The 14,034-nt window shown below is 58.8% G+C and carries 11 protein-coding genes, 1 tRNA gene and 2 pseudogenes; 8 read left to right on the forward strand and 6 right to left on the reverse strand.

Features of this window, described 5'->3' with window-relative positions; all coding sequences use genetic code 11:
• Positions 1 to 31: 31 nt before the first annotated feature.
• Positions 32 to 391, forward strand: a complete 360-nt coding sequence (locus tag RT21_RS18020; RefSeq protein WP_045428438.1) for a YgaP-like transmembrane domain — start codon at positions 32 to 34, stop codon at positions 389 to 391.
• A 280-nt stretch (positions 392 to 671) separates the two neighbouring features.
• Here RT21_RS18020 and RT21_RS18025 read toward each other — a convergent pair whose 3' ends face one another.
• From RT21_RS18025 to RT21_RS18045, 5 genes are all read right to left on the reverse strand, one after another.
• Positions 672 to 1,664, reverse strand: a complete 993-nt coding sequence (locus tag RT21_RS18025) for a succinylglutamate desuccinylase (RefSeq protein ID WP_045431951.1) — start codon at positions 1,662 to 1,664, stop codon at positions 672 to 674.
• A gap of 10 nt (positions 1,665 to 1,674) precedes the next feature.
• Positions 1,675 to 1,962 (reverse strand): hypothetical protein, encoded by a 288-nt coding sequence (locus tag RT21_RS18030; protein WP_045428440.1) that lies wholly within the window; start codon positions 1,960 to 1,962, stop codon positions 1,675 to 1,677.
• A 69-nt stretch (positions 1,963 to 2,031) separates the two neighbouring features.
• Positions 2,032 to 3,252 (reverse strand): aspartate aminotransferase family protein, encoded by a 1,221-nt coding sequence (locus RT21_RS18035; protein WP_045428442.1) that lies wholly within the window; start codon positions 3,250 to 3,252, stop codon positions 2,032 to 2,034.
• Between the two features lie 118 nt (positions 3,253 to 3,370).
• A complete protein-coding gene (locus RT21_RS18040; protein WP_045428444.1) occupies positions 3,371 to 4,066 on the reverse strand; it encodes a crotonase/enoyl-CoA hydratase family protein in 696 nt (231 codons plus the stop codon).
• A 131-nt stretch (positions 4,067 to 4,197) separates the two neighbouring features.
• Positions 4,198 to 5,502, reverse strand: coding sequence for an HD-GYP domain-containing protein (locus RT21_RS18045; RefSeq protein WP_045428446.1), 1,305 nt, complete (start codon positions 5,500 to 5,502; stop codon positions 4,198 to 4,200).
• Between the two features lie 225 nt (positions 5,503 to 5,727).
• Between RT21_RS18045 and RT21_RS18050 the strand changes: the two genes are divergently transcribed.
• The 3 genes from RT21_RS18050 to RT21_RS18060 all read left to right on the forward strand — a co-directional run bounded on the left by RT21_RS18050 (position 5,728) and on the right by RT21_RS18060 (position 8,129).
• A tRNA-Ser gene (locus RT21_RS18050) sits at positions 5,728 to 5,817 on the forward strand.
• Between the two features lie 688 nt (positions 5,818 to 6,505).
• A complete protein-coding gene (locus RT21_RS18055) occupies positions 6,506 to 6,874 on the forward strand; it encodes a rhodanese-like domain-containing protein (protein ID WP_045428448.1) in 369 nt (122 codons plus the stop codon).
• A gap of 133 nt (positions 6,875 to 7,007) precedes the next feature.
• Complete coding sequence (locus RT21_RS18060) at positions 7,008 to 8,129, forward strand: mechanosensitive ion channel family protein (RefSeq protein WP_045431955.1); 1,122 nt, start codon at positions 7,008 to 7,010, stop codon at positions 8,127 to 8,129.
• Between the two features lie 45 nt (positions 8,130 to 8,174).
• Here the strand turns inward: RT21_RS18060 and acs are convergent, their stop codons facing one another.
• On the reverse strand, positions 8,175 to 10,133 hold the full coding sequence (gene acs, locus RT21_RS18065; RefSeq protein ID WP_045428450.1) for an acetate--CoA ligase: 1,959 nt from the start codon (positions 10,131 to 10,133) through the stop codon (positions 8,175 to 8,177).
• 255 nt (positions 10,134 to 10,388) lie between these two features.
• Between acs and RT21_RS18070 the strand changes: the two genes are divergently transcribed.
• The 4 genes and pseudogenes from RT21_RS18070 to RT21_RS18085 form a co-directional block, all read left to right on the forward strand.
• Positions 10,389 to 11,732 (forward strand): DUF2254 domain-containing protein, encoded by a 1,344-nt coding sequence (locus tag RT21_RS18070; protein ID WP_046163819.1) that lies wholly within the window; start codon positions 10,389 to 10,391, stop codon positions 11,730 to 11,732.
• A gap of 288 nt (positions 11,733 to 12,020) precedes the next feature.
• Positions 12,021 to 13,223, forward strand: a complete 1,203-nt coding sequence (locus RT21_RS18075) for a CaiB/BaiF CoA transferase family protein (RefSeq protein ID WP_046163820.1) — start codon at positions 12,021 to 12,023, stop codon at positions 13,221 to 13,223.
• 178 nt (positions 13,224 to 13,401) lie between these two features.
• A pseudogene (locus RT21_RS23325) lies at positions 13,402 to 13,716 on the forward strand (HI0074 family nucleotidyltransferase substrate-binding subunit).
• A gap of 62 nt (positions 13,717 to 13,778) precedes the next feature.
• Positions 13,779 to 14,024, forward strand: a pseudogene (locus RT21_RS18085) (nucleotidyltransferase domain-containing protein); the annotation flags it as partial.
• Positions 14,025 to 14,034 lie beyond the last annotated feature (10 nt).

Genomic DNA, 14,034 nt, shown 5'->3' on the forward strand with positions numbered 1-14,034 from the left:
CTATCACACCATCGTTTCGGAGTGATTACCCATGAGCAGGACATCTGACCAAGCTTCACACAACGTGCACGGCTGGGAGCGCGCAGCATCGATTATCGGCGGCCTGTACTTCCTTGGTAAAGGCCTTGGGCGCGGCGGCTTGGGTGGCGTCCTGCAGCTGGCGGTAGGCGGGATGGCATTGGCGAGAGGCGTTTCCGGCCAGTGCGAAGCCAAGCGCATACTCAGTGAGGTGAACGAACAAGCCAGAATGGCCGAGGGCAATTCACGAAGCATGCCGCTCGAGCGCAGTGAGGCAGATGACGTGCGCCTGAAAACCAATGCCCAGGCGGCCACCGGCACTGCGACAGTGACCGGCAACGACTCGCTCGACAATCCGCGAGCGGGCGTCTGATCGGGCTTCTGCTACGCGAGCGGTAATTGCTCCAAACCCGCTCGCACGGGAAGCCCGCCCCGCTAGCGAAAGCGGGCCGTCTTGCTGGCCAAAAACGAAAGCGGCGCCCCGAGCCAGCATCCCCCCACACTAATCAAAAAGCAGAACCGCTCCAGAGCCCGGTGTAAAAGGCGCGCCCTGGGGCGGTAGGTTTTTCAAAGCGGCTACCGCCAATTCGAAGCGAAAGCCAAAGCTTCGCGTTGAGACAGTTACGCCGTAAAGAGATCAAATAGATCGCAGCTCAGTCACGTGGAACGACGATCAGCCCGGCACGTTCGCCGATCGCAACATCCGATAACGGAAACAGGATCCGCGCATCCTGCTCGTCCGCCATCCAGCGCACGCCTTGCTCGTCCTCCGCCAGCAGAGTGCCGGGCGACAGCGGGGCAAAGTTCTGGATATCAGCAGGGAGCCGCAGAACGAACTGGTCACTCTGCTTGATGATTTCACGCGCCAGCCGAAACTTCAGCAAGGGCCGATGGTGCGACTCGTCCCGTACCGGTTCAACCGCTTCGATCCAGCCCCGAGCGGTCTGCAGGAATTCGTCTAGACACTGAGGCCATACGCCCTCTGGGGCTTCGGCCATTTCCAACGTAAAAGCCTCAGCTCCATGTCGCGTCGCCGTGTGAGCACTGAAGGTACCGGAAGGCTTTTCCTGAAATAGCACTGCATCGACCGCAGCGTGCTGAAGACGTGTCAGGCTTTGCGGGGCGACTTCGCGACCGTCTACCCAAGGGCAGACGGCGAACTGCGGCAGCACCGATGCACGCATGGCCGAGTGCAGGTCGTAATGCCAGCGCCGACGGCCAGGCTCTTGGAAAAACGCTGCAACCCACTCCTCCAGCTGCGCCGCGCGGCGCGTCTCGTCGCCAGGTTCGCTCGCCGCGTGCTTGCCACAAAAAAGCCGATTCAGATCCTGACCTAAACGACGCACGCCCTGCCGCATGGCGGGCGGGTTGCAGAACAGCAACAACAGCCGCGCGCGGGGGCGAATCTCGTTGCGCGCGATCGCCCGTATCAAGCGATCCAGTAGCTCAATCGGAATGACTTCACAGCCATGCACGCCCGCCGATAGCACCAGATCAAGTCCCACATCCTGACCGCGCGCCGGAGTGACCTCTAAGGCACCCTCTCCCAGCCATTGCAGCCGGGCCCCGCCATCAGTGAACTGGACGCTCTCCGCCGGCACCTCACCCGAAACCGTCAGCGCCAATAGCCGACCCAGCGTCGGCATTTCGGAGCCGTCAGTGGTCGTGGTTACAGTCTGGACCATGAACGTGCTCATCCTCGCCGGACTCAACCGGCTCCATCTCAAGCTCAAGGCTGACCAAGTTGGTCGCCAGCGGACGCAGCAGCAGATTGGCGTACTCAGTGTCGCCGTCCTCCACGTCAACACCGATCATCAGCTGGTTGTTGCCGACTTGCTGAATCCAGACCTCCCGACCCTGCCACATCACGGCAAAACGGGTGCACGACGTCTCAAGCTGGGTGCCGTCTACGTCTTCAAGGATCAATTGCAGGCTGTCGCTCATACTCAACACTCTCGATAAGGAAAAAAAAGCAAGACAAATCACTGCCCTGCCGGTTTCAAAGTCTATGCCTCAGGCCTGGCTCAGTTTTGCCGCAGCACGCTCAAAACGGGCCAGCCCCTCAGCGATATCGGCCTCTTCGATGATCAAGCTCGGGGCCAGGCGGATCACATCGGGTCCGGCCTGCAGGATCATCAGCGCTTCGCGCTCAGCCGCATCGAAGATCTCGCGCGCGCGACCTTTCCAAGCGTCATCAAGTACACAGCCGATCAGCATGCCCATGCCGCGGACCTGGCTGAACAGGCCATGCCGCTGGCCGATCTCCAGCAGACCACGCTTGAAGCGCTCGTGCCGTTCCTTCACGCCATTCAGCACCTCCGGCGTGTTGACAATATCGACAACCGCCTCGGCCACGGCGCACGCCAGCGGGTTGCCGCCATAGGTGGTGCCATGAGTACCCACGCTGAAATGCGCAGCGATCTCATCGGTGGTCAGCATCAAGCCAATCGGAAAGCCGCCGCCAAGGCTCTTGGCATTGGTCAGGATGTCCGGCGTGACGCCATAGTTCATGTAGGCGTACAACTCGCCGGTACGGCCCATACCGGTCTGGACTTCATCGAAGATCAACAACGCGTTGTGCTGGTCACACAGTTTGCGAGCACCTTCCAAATAAGCCTGATCAGCGGGCACAACACCACTTTCGCCCTGAATCGGTTCCAGCACCACGGCGCAGGTCTTGTCCGAAATCATCGCGGCGAGCGCATCAAGATCGTTATAGGGGACGTGGCTGATCCCCTGAATCTTGGGCCCGAACCCATCGGAATATTTCGGCTGGCCGCCCACCGTCACGGTAAACAACGTCCGGCCGTGGAAGCTATTGATTGCGGAGATGATCTCGCATTTCTCCGGCCCGTGGTTGTCATGCGCGAAGCGGCGCGCCAGCTTGAAGGCCGCCTCGTTGGCCTCGGCGCCGGAGTTGGCGAAGAACGCCCGGTCGGCAAAGGTCGCTGCAGTGAGCTTTTTGGCCAGACGCAACGCCGGCTCATTGGTGAAGATGTTGGAGATATGCCAGAGCTTGCCAGCCTGTTCGGTCAGCGCTGCTACCAGCGCCGGATGGGCATGTCCGAGCACATTGACGGCAATGCCACCGGTAAAGTCGATCAGCTCTCGCCCGCTCTGATCCCACACTCGTGAACCCTGGCCACGCACGGGAATGAAAGCGGCGGGTGCGAAAGTGGGAACAATGACCTGGTCGAAATCAGCGCGTTCTACCGGGGTGTGCGGGGCGGACATCAGGACTCTCCTGGGAGGCGACACGAATAGGAAATAAAACGCCCCGCCATAGCGGGGCGTTGCATGCGCAGTTTAAACGCAGGCCCGCCAGCAATGGGCGGCCCGGCGAAAATTCTCTTCAGGACACGACTGAATGCTGCTGGTCGAGCTCAATGGCCCGTTCCAAGGTTTCGAGCAAGGCCTTGCGTGCCTTGAGCTTGGTGTTCTTGTGCGCGGTCATGTTGATCTTCTTCAACTGGGCCGCCGCCGCTTTGGCGGCATCCATCAGCTCACTGGCTGGGACTATCTTGTCGAGGAAACCCGCCTCGACTGCAGCTTGCGGATTAAAGATCTCACCGTTGATCACCGATCGCTGAAAGGCAGGCTTGGTTAAACGGTCTCGAGCCAGTTCGATACCCGAATGGTGCATGGTCATACCGATCTGTACTTCATTGAGGCCGATATTGAACGCGCCTTCGACACCAATGCGGTAATCCGACGAGAGCAGCAGGAAGGCGCCTTTGGCAATCGCGTGCCCCGGACAGGCCGCGACGATCGGGAAAGGATGAGCCAGCATTCGCAGCGTGAACTTCGAGCCCGTGGTCACCAGCGCAATGGCGTTCTCTGGCCCTGAGGTCATGACCTTGAGATCATAGCCACCGGACAGGATGCCCGGCTGGCCAGTGAGGATCACCACGGCGCGGTCCTGCTCGGCACGGTCGAAAGCCGCATTGAGCGCGTCGAACATGGCCGGAGACAGCGCGTTGACCTTGCCGTTATTCAGCGTCAGCGTAGCGATACCGTCTTCGAGTTCGTAGGAAACCAGATCACTCATGATGAATATTCCTTGTTAAAAGTTCGCAGACGTTACCCAGCAGAACTCAAGAGGTAAAGCATCGTGACTGACCGACAAGTCATGGTTCGCAACCTTCGCTGGACGGGCGTCAGCGGGAAAAGCGAGCACGGTTAGTCGTCGACCGACTCCGGCTCGAGCTCAAGGACGGCAAGCAGCTCGGGATGCAGGATCCGCTGCAATTGCGGATCAGCAATAAACAGTCCATAGGACCCATCCGGGATCCCGCTACTGATCCGATATGGCGTCCCATCGGCATCGACAGTCAACTGGGACAGATCCAGATATCGAGGCTCGCAAGGCGTCTTGTTCGAGCTCCGTAATACGACCACCTTCGGCCTGAGGTGCAAATGTGGGTGTTTCTCAAGCACCAACCCAACCTCACCCGTGTGCAGTTCCACCAAAGTTCCGACCGGAAACACGCCGAGCCAGCGGATGAACTCATGCACCAATGCTTCGTCGAACTGCTGCCCGGCACTGCTGCGCAACACGTCATACGCCGTCTGGATCGGGCGTGCGTCGTCATAAGCTCGATGACTGGTAATCGCATCGAAGGCGTCAACAATGGTGATCACCCGGGTCGTGAACGGGATCTGGTAATGCGCGAGCCCTTGCGGATAACCCTTTCCATCCAACCGTTCGTGATGGCCGTGCGCCGCCTGAATCGCAGCGGCAGGAATGTCTTCCTGGCTGCACAAGGCCTGATAACCAAACGTCGGGTGCAGCTTGATGTGCTGAAATTCTTCCTCGGTCAGCTTGCCTGGCTTGTTCAGGATCGTCGGGTCGATTTTCATCTTGCCCACGTCGTGCAGCAGCCCAGCGATGCCCAATAGCTCAATCTTATCGTCGGCCAATCCAAGGTGCGTGCCAAATCCCATGGCAAGAATGGATACAGAAAGGCAATGCAGACTTGTATAGAGATCTTGTGACTTCAGGCGCGTCAGCCAGAGCATGGCGCTTTCGTTACGAAGCATGCTTTCGAGGTTTCGCTTAACCAGTGCCTGACAGGCCTTAGTATCGATCGCCCGCCCTTGCTGGACGTCCAGTAGCACCTGGTCCAGAACCAAGCTGCTGCTGAGATAGGCCTCTCGTGCTTCCTGCACCTCAAGCGAGAGCGGAATGCGGGCCATCTTGCGCGTCACGCGCAGCGGAGTCGCCGTTGGCACAATCATTTGGCCCTGATCGATCAGCACGCGCCGTGTGTCGTCAACGAACACGTAATCACAGCGTTCGCGCACCGCGTGGATATGCTCCAGCTTAAGCAGGGGGAAGCCTTGAAAGAGAAAGTCTGTCTGCCGCCACGGGCGATCCAGCTCGCAGATATACATCCCGAGCTCTAAGTGGCTGACGTGCAGACGACGCTTGGTGGCGATCTCTACCACCTCCGGCCGTTTACGCTTTGTTTTGAATAACTTCATCAAAGCCTTTCCTGGCTCTCAATATTCACCACGCATGATTGCGCACAGGCACAGCATTTCTTTGTAGTTCGAACCCTAGAGCAACGATAGGTTCATTGCCACGCGCGCCTGTCGGGATTTCCAACAAGCCCTTAAGCGCATGAAAAAACTAAAAAAGTTTTTGCCATCCGCATGCTCTTCCGCTACATTAGCGCGCCTCGAAGGACATCGCGTCTTTCGAGACCCGGTGAGGTGTCCGAGCGGTTGAAGGAGCACGCCTGGAAAGTGTGTATACGAGAAATCGTATCGTGGGTTCGAATCCCACCCTCACCGCCAGATCAAACACAAAGCCCCGCCTGTCGGGGCTTTGTCGTTTCTGCCGCAAAGAATCCGTCCAGAATCGCGCTCAGCTGCCGGTCATAGGCCACGTCCTTCACCAGGATGAGCGCAGCGCTGAACGGCCCCACCGCTACCTTAGTGTTTCGATTCCACCCGTATTTGAAGCTGCAAAAAAATAGACGTTTCCAATCGAGTCAGTAGCCATTTGAGTTGGCGATGCGGCAAGCGAACATCCCGAGTGGCTTCTGCCAGGCCATGGAGCAAAAGCCTCGTCCCGACGACGCCCCCGAATAAAACCAGCGTCAGCGGCAGACCAGGTGCACCAGCGCTCTAAACCGAACCGCCCTGACAGGCAGAGTGCCCCGCGGCGAAACCAGGCCACCTGCCCGCTCGCCCGCGAACCGTCGCCCGAACGACAACGTTCGGTACATCCTCATCATTTTTTCATGGCCCGCATATTGCTTTGTTTAAGCTGAAGCTTAGACCAGAACTCGCCAAGCTAGCGCCCGCTCTGTAACAGCTAAGTTGCTCCGCCAGAACAATCAGAAAAATCAAAAGGCCGCCATCATGTTTAAACACAAAAAGGTCAGGCAGGCTACGATGATCCTGTTCGCCACCGCGGTGATTCTGATCCTGCCGAACCTCACTCGACTGATCAGCTAAGACTGCAAGAATGAGGGAACCAATGAAAAACCTGTACCGACTGTTGATTGCATTGATGGCAACGGTAACGACCACTGCAGCCATTGCTGCCCAGGTCGATCAGTCTGCCGCGTTGAAAGCCTTGCAGCACGCGAACACCGTCTTGATCGACGTGCGCACCGAACAGGAGTTCGCCGAAGGTGCCCTACCCGGTGCAACACGTATCGAGACAGAGAATCTTGCTGAGCGCATTGCCGCGATTGCTCCGGACAAAGATGCTCCCGTAGTCCTCTACTGCCGTAGCGGCCGCCGAGCGGAAGCCGCGCAGGATCTGCTTCAGGAACTGGGCTATAGCCAAGTGATCAACGCTGGCGGTTATCAGGATCTGAACGGGCTCGTGCCGCTTCGCTGAGAGCACGCGCCCTCACCGCGCCCCATCCTCGTTTGGCCTACCCTTATCGTGGGAACTAATGCGCCGCAGTGGCTACTGAAAAAGGAGCCACTGCTTAAGCGCTTGGTCGCGCATACCGGGAGGAAACCACTTGATCAATTGGGATGTGGTGTTGAACGAAGGCCTTTGGATCAACATCGCCATAATTGCTGGCATCACGATTGCCAGCTATCTCATCCTGCAGACCATCCTGCGGATCATAACCAACCGCCTTCGCAAGATGGCAAAAGGCTCCAGAAGCGGTTTCGTTGGCCTTGCCGCGGAGATGCTCAGCCGCACCAGCCACATACTACTGATTGCCCTATCGCTGCTGATCGCCCTCAAGGTCGTTGAGCTGCCAGAGCGGTGGGAAACGGCGATGTCCCACGGCTGGTTCATCGCGCTCGCGTTCCAGCTTGCACTGTGGATGGATACGGCCGTTCGCCTGTGGATGGAAAGCCTGACTCACGACGGCAAAGCTCGAAACCCAGTCACTACGACGATCATCGGGATCATGATCCGGATCGTGATCTGGACGATGATGCTGCTCTCGATCTTGGCGAACCTGGGCGTCGACATCACGGCGATGGTCGCCAGTCTTGGCGTAGGCGGTATTGCCATTGCCCTTGCGGTACAGACGCTGCTCAGCGATATCTTCGCTTCGCTGTCGATCGGCGTCGACAAGCCCTTCGAGATCGGCGACTTCGTCGTCTTTGGTGCAGTCGCGGGGAATATCGAGCACATCGGGCTGAAGACGACACGAATTCGCGCCCTCAGCGGCGAACAGATCGTCTGTTCCAATGCCGATCTGCTCAAGCAGACCCTGCACAACTACAAGCGCATGAACACGCGCCGTATCGTGTTCAAGTTTGGCATTACCTACAACACGCCGTCGGACAAGGTGCGCGAAGTCTCAGCGCTGGTGAGGCGGATCGTTGAGGGGGTGGAGAACGCAAACTTTGACCGGGCGCATTTCCTTGCCTTCGATGACAGCCAGCTGACGTTCGAAGTCGTGTACATCATGCAGGTCTCGGACTACAACGCCTACATGGACGCCCAGCAAGAGATCAACCTGCAGTTACTCGACGGCATCCGTGAGATGGGCCTGCAATTTGCCTTCCCGACCCGCAGTGTCGAGTTCATCGGTGGCAGCTTTCCCGAGGTGAAGGTTGCCGGTGTCCCGAAGGAAAAACCGGCCGCCAACGAGGAGTCGCAACGCTCGCTGACAAACGGCTGACAGTCGGTGGCGGCGACCGGCCGAGAGCCGATCGCCGCCGACCGTTCAATTCATCGGACGCATTTGCTTGTGGGTTTCGATCAGCTGCGGCACTACGCCGGGATCAGCCAAGGTCGAAATATCCCCCAATGCGTCGTGTTCGTCTGTGGCGATCTTGCGCAGGATGCGGCGCATGATCTTGCCTGAACGCGTCTTGGGTAAGCCCGGCGCCCACTGGATGACATCGGGCACCGCAATCGGCCCGATTTCCTTACGGACCCACTGTTGTAATTCCTGGCGCAACTGATCCGAAGCCTCCTCTCCCGCCACCAGCGTCACGTACACATAGATGCCTTGCCCTTTGAGCGGATGCGGTACGCCAACCACCGCCGCCTCGGCCACTTTGCGGTGGGCGACCATCGCACTTTCGATTTCAGCGGTGCCCATGCGATGTCCGGAAACGTTCAACACATCATCGACTCGCCCGGTGATCCAGTAGTAGCCGTCCTCATCACGGCGGGCACCATCGCCAGTGAAATACATGCCGCGAAAGGTCTTGAAGTAGGTATCGACGAAGCGATCGTGGTCTCGATAGATGCTGCGCATCTGCCCAGGCCAGGAATCAAGGATGACCAGATTGCCCTCCGTTGCCCCTTCGAGCAGGTTGCCGAGATTGTCCACCAGGCCGGGCACTACGCCGAAGAAGGGGCGAGTTGCGGAGCCTGGCTTCAGTGCGGTCGCGCCTGGCAGCGGGCTGATCAAAATGCCGCCCGTCTCGGTTTGCCACCAGGTATCGACGATCGGGCAACGCGATTTGCCGACCGTCTCGTAATACCAATGCCAGGCCTCAGGGTTGATCGGTTCCCCCACAGTACCGAGCAAGCGCAGACTCGACCCGTCGGCCCCCTCCATCGCAGCCGGGCCTTCGGCCATCATCGAACGAATCGCAGTCGGCGCGGTGTAGAGGATATTCACCTGATGCTTGTCGATGATCCTGGCGATTCGCGTGACATCCGGATAGTTGGGTACACCCTCATAGATCAGGGTGGTGGCACCGTTGGCCAGTGGACCGTAGATGATGTAGCTGTGCCCGGTGATCCAACCGACGTCGGCGGTACACCAATAGACCTCACCAGGGCGGTAATCGAATACCCGCTCGTGGGTCAGGGCCGCGTAGAGCAAATAACCACCGGATGTATGCAGCACGCCCTTCGGCTTACCGGTGGAACCCGAGGTGTACAGGATGAACAGGGGTTCTTCCGCGCCCATTTCCTTCGGCGCACAAACATCCCCAGCCACGCGCATCAGGTCCTCGTACCAGATGTCGCGATGCGGGTGCCAGCGGATGTCGCCGCCAGTGCGCCGCACCACAATGATCTTCTGCACGCAGTGCGTCTGCGGGTTGGTCAACGCCTCATCCACGTTGGCCTTCAGCGGCACCTTTTTCCCACCACGGAGCCCTTCATCGGCCGTGATCACTACTTTGGAATTGCCGTCGATAATCCTTCCGGCTAGGGCTTCCGGCGAGAAACCACCAAAGACCACGGAGTGGATAGCGCCGATGCGCGCGCAAGCCAGCATCGCCACGGCGACCTCCGGAACCATCGGCATGTAGAGGGTGACCACGTCGCCCCGATGCACGTCCTGTCCGCGTAAGGCGTTGGCGAACTTGCTTACTTCGTGGTGCAACTCGCGGTAGGTGATTTCTCGGTGATCTGCCGGATCATCGCCCTCCCAGATGATCGCAATCTCGTCGCCCCGGCTTTCGAGATGACGATCCAGGCAGTTGGCCGAGACGTTCAACGTACCATCGGCGAACCATTTGATATCGACATGGTGATCATCGAAGGACGTCTGTTTGACGCGGGTGAACGGCTTGATCCAGTCGATACGCTCAGCCTGCTCGCGCCAGAAGCCGTCAGGGTTGACCACCGACTGTTGATACATGGCTTTGTAGGTGGCTTCATCGGTCAGCGACTGGGCCGCCACCTCTGGACTTACCGGATACAGGGACGCAGCACTCATGGCGAACACCTCATTCGTCGGTCTTGTTATCGTCTCGAATAACCCTGCCTCACAGGCGAACCATACGAACCAAACCAAGCGCCTGAGCGACTTCACGTTCGAGCTACACAGGGCAAATAGCGTTCCAAAGACGTTAAGCCGTCGCGGAACACATCGCTGCTATAGAGCATAGACGCTTCGGCCAAGGCGTACTCCCTCCCGCTCCGTGGTCATATACCTGCCAGGGCCAAACGCCCGTCACGCCAGGTCTCAGTCATGTCTGCGCCAGCTAATAAGTTCTTTCGTTCGGTCAAACGCGTAACCGAAAGCATCGCCTTTTACCCGGTCCTGATTCCCGCTGTTTATGCGGTGCTGGCCGTCTTGGTCCTCGCGTTCGAGTCGACCAGCCTTGCTCCCGCCCTTCGCGACAGGCTGCCACCCGGTTTGGTCGATGCAGACAACAGCCGGGAGGTTCTAAGCACGCTCATTACCGGCATCATTTCCCTTACCGTCTTCAGCTTCTCCATGGTGATGGTCGTGCTCAATGGTGCCGCGGCGCGCCTGTCACCCCGAGTGCTGCCCGGCCTCGTTAGCGATCTGCGCAACCAAGTGATACTGGGCATCTATCTGGGCAGCATCGTCTATTGCCTGATGATGATCGGCACGCTGAACGGCAAAGCTCCAGCAAGCGTGCCTGCACTCGGGCTACTGCTGGCACTGGTGTTCGGCATGTTTTGCATGGCGCTATTCGTCGTGTTCATTCGCTCGGTCTCGCAATCAATTCAAGTCGAATGGATCCTCAGCCAGCTCTACAACGACGCATCGGCCAATCTAAAGAAGCGCAAAAACCGCATCGCGGGCGTCGCTGACATTCCCGACGCCACCGACTGGTGGTGCCTGCCCGCAGCTCGACCGGGTTACCTGCGCGAGGTAAACGAATGCCGCCTGGGGAAGGTGTTGCGCAAGCACAACCTGACCGCAATGATTCAGGTAGAACCGGGTTTCTTCCTGATCGAAGGGCATCCACTGATCAAGCTCAGCACCCGGCTAAGCGACACAGAGGCAAACGAAGTGCTCGACTGCTTCGACTTTCACGACAATGAATTCGCTGGCGCCAACGTCTCTTACGGCATGCGGCAGATTTCGGAAATAGCGGTCAAAGCGATCAGCCCAGCGATCAACGATCCGGGCACGGCGATACGGGCAATCAATCTGCTCGGCGTGTTGCTAAAACGGCTTGGCGGCGTTCCCCCGTTTGACGTCGGTTGCTGCGATGGAGGTCGTCCACGGCTTTTCTATCCGCAGCTCGAGATGCCCCGCATGCTGCAGACCATCATCGCGCCGATCCGCATCTACGGTGGCCATGACCCGCAGGTGTTGGTCACGTTGTTGCAGTGTCTCAGGAACGCGCTGCATGGCAACCCAAGCGACGCGCAGCGGGAAGCGCTTCATGACGAAATTCGAGCCCTGCGCGACGACGCCGATGCCAAGGTGGGAAACCCGCTTGACCGTCAAGCGGTAAACGAAGTGATCGAGCGCGTGGTGGAACTTCAGATCAGACAACCGGCCGTAGCGCTTCTCCCGATCGACCGGGAGCGCCAAACGAGACCAACTGACTAGCACAGCCTGGCTCGGCTCGGCGGACGCCAGTGTCAAAGGCTGGTATTGGAGCTCCGCGAACTGAGCGAGTGGCCGGTGCGGCAGGCGGGGTAGTCACTGCGCCTGGCTGGCCTCTTCGGCTACCTAGTCAGATCGGACCGACTTGCCCGTTTACCGGTCTGCAAGCGACGCGATGTGCCAATCGTCTCTCCTCCGTTTCGAAAACCTTCCATGGCTATTCCGCAATTGCCCCCAGGGTGCCGCTCGGTCATCCTTCGAAGACAAAACGACCGGGCATAAGGTGTTGCGATGAACGAGCAGAATGAGAACAGCTTGCCCCTTCATGGCCTTAAGGTCATAGAAATGGGCCAGCTGATCGCTGGCCCCTTCGCCAGTAAGATGCTCGGCGAGTTCGGTGCCGAGGTGATCAAGATCGAGCCGCCGGGCGTTGGCGACCCGCTGCGCAAATGGCGCAAACTCAAGGACGGGACGTCACTCTGGTGGCACGTCCAATCGCGCAACAAACAGTCCCTGACGCTGGATCTGAAAGCCGCAGAAGGCCAGGAGATCGTCCGTCAGCTAGTCGCCGAAGCCGATGTGGTGGTGGAGAACTTCCGCCCCGGCACGCTAGAAGCCTGGGGCCTTGGCTGGGACGAGCTGTCGGCGCTCAACCCGCGCCTGATCATGTTGCACATCTCCGGCTACGGCCAGACCGGCCCCTATCGTGACCTGCCCGGCTTCGGCGTCATTGGCGAAGCCATGGGCGGCCTGCGCCACCTCACTGGCTACCCTGGTCAGCCCCCAGTGCGAGTGGGCGTCAGCATTGGCGATTCGCTGTCGTCGCTGTATGGCGTGATCGGGGTACTACTCGCCGTGCTAGAGCGTAACCGCAGCGGTAAAGGCCAGGAAATCGACGTGGCGCTCTACGAATCGGTATTCGCCATGATGGAAAGCCTGGTGCCAGAATACGACGCCTTCGGCTACATCCGCGAGCCGGCCGGCAGCGCACTGCCCGGCATCACGCCGTCCAACTCCTACCTCTGCCACGACGGCGCCTATGTAATCATTGCTGGCAATGGCGACAGCATCTACAAGCGCCTGATGACACTGATGGACCGCCAGGACCTAGCCGACGACCCACGCTTCGCCCACAACGATGGTCGCGCCTTGCACGCTGAGTTGATCGATGCGGCGATTGGCGAGTGGACCGTTCAACACAGTCGCGACGAGGTCATCGAGGCGCTGAAGGCAGCGCGCGTCCCGGCCGGCTATCCCTACACCGCTGCCGATATCGTCAAGGATCCACATTACCTGGCGCGGCAAATGATCGAGCAGGTGCAGACGTCTGCTGGGCCGCTCAAGGTGCCGGGCGTGCTCCCCAAGCTCAGCCGCACCCCTGGCCGTCTTGGCACGGGCGGTCCAAAGTTGGGCGAACACACTGAAGATGTCCTAGCTGGACTTGGGCTCAGTGACGCACAGGTTCAAGGGCTGCGCGAAAGGGGAGTCATCTAACACGCCGCCCCGTAGGGTGGATGACGCTTTTTTCATCCACCGTGACAGCCTTAAAAATGCGATGGCCAACGCACCAACCATCAGCCTTGGTAACGGAGGATGGGTGGCGCTTCATCCATCCTACCGGTCTGCAAGCAGGTCGTAGGGTGGGCTTCAGCCCACCGCCTCATGTCTGTTTATGGAAAAGCACGGCGTTATCCAAGGCTTCGAATATTGCTATGAGCTTGGTTGGAATACGCTGAAAGACTTCCTCGTCTGGCAAGGTATCGATGGGATTGTAGGCTCTCGCGACACCATTCGCGAGGCATTCAGCAAGGGCCTAATCAGCGACGGTCACGCCTAGATGCAAATGCTCACCGACCACAACCGCACCTCGCATACATACAACGAGGAAACCGCCGAAGCAATCTTGAGCAATATCCGATTGAAGCACCACCTGCTGCTCAAGGAGCTTGAGCAAACCATGCACAGCCGAACCGAGCAAACCGCATGATGCTGGAGAGCACTGGGCTCTCCCGAGATGATGTTAATTCGGTCTAACAAACGCTTCGACGTTTCCCAAGAATCAGCGAAGCGATCCTCTACGGGTCCCGCGCTAAAGGAAACTACCGCCCCGGATCAGATATCGACCTTGATAGGCAACGAGCTCTCACATCAGGATCTACTCGATATAGAGCTGGCGTTGGATGGCCTACTGCTGCCCTACAAGATCGATCTATCCCCACTTACCAACTCGACAATCCGCAGCTCATCGATCACATCGACCGAGTCGGGAAGCTATTTTACAAGGCAGCAAGCTAGCGCATCGTAG

The sequence above is a fragment of the Pseudomonas sp. 10B238 genome (assembly GCF_000970615.1).
Lineage (GTDB): Bacteria > Pseudomonadota > Gammaproteobacteria > Pseudomonadales > Pseudomonadaceae > Stutzerimonas.

What these genes read in the sequence shown, in the direction of transcription:
- RT21_RS18020 (WP_045428438.1), top strand. Translation starts at nt 32, where the DNA reads ATGAGCAGGACATCTGACCAAGCTTCACACAACGTGCACGGCTGGGAG.
- RT21_RS18025 (WP_045431951.1), bottom strand. Translation starts at nt 1,664, where the DNA reads ATGCCGACGCTGGGTCGGCTATTGGCGCTGACGGTTTCGGGTGAGGTG.
- RT21_RS18030 (WP_045428440.1), bottom strand. Translation starts at nt 1,962, where the DNA reads ATGAGCGACAGCCTGCAATTGATCCTTGAAGACGTAGACGGCACCCAG.
- RT21_RS18035 (WP_045428442.1), bottom strand. Translation starts at nt 3,252, where the DNA reads ATGTCCGCCCCGCACACCCCGGTAGAACGCGCTGATTTCGACCAGGTC.
- RT21_RS18040 (WP_045428444.1), bottom strand. Translation starts at nt 4,066, where the DNA reads ATGAGTGATCTGGTTTCCTACGAACTCGAAGACGGTATCGCTACGCTG.
- RT21_RS18045 (WP_045428446.1), bottom strand. Translation starts at nt 5,502, where the DNA reads ATGAAGTTATTCAAAACAAAGCGTAAACGGCCGGAGGTGGTAGAGATC.
- RT21_RS18055 (WP_045428448.1), top strand. Translation starts at nt 6,506, where the DNA reads ATGAAAAACCTGTACCGACTGTTGATTGCATTGATGGCAACGGTAACG.
- acs (WP_045428450.1), bottom strand. Translation starts at nt 10,133, where the DNA reads ATGAGTGCTGCGTCCCTGTATCCGGTAAGTCCAGAGGTGGCGGCCCAG.
- RT21_RS18070 (WP_046163819.1), top strand. Translation starts at nt 10,389, where the DNA reads ATGTCTGCGCCAGCTAATAAGTTCTTTCGTTCGGTCAAACGCGTAACC.
- RT21_RS18075 (WP_046163820.1), top strand. Translation starts at nt 12,021, where the DNA reads ATGAACGAGCAGAATGAGAACAGCTTGCCCCTTCATGGCCTTAAGGTC.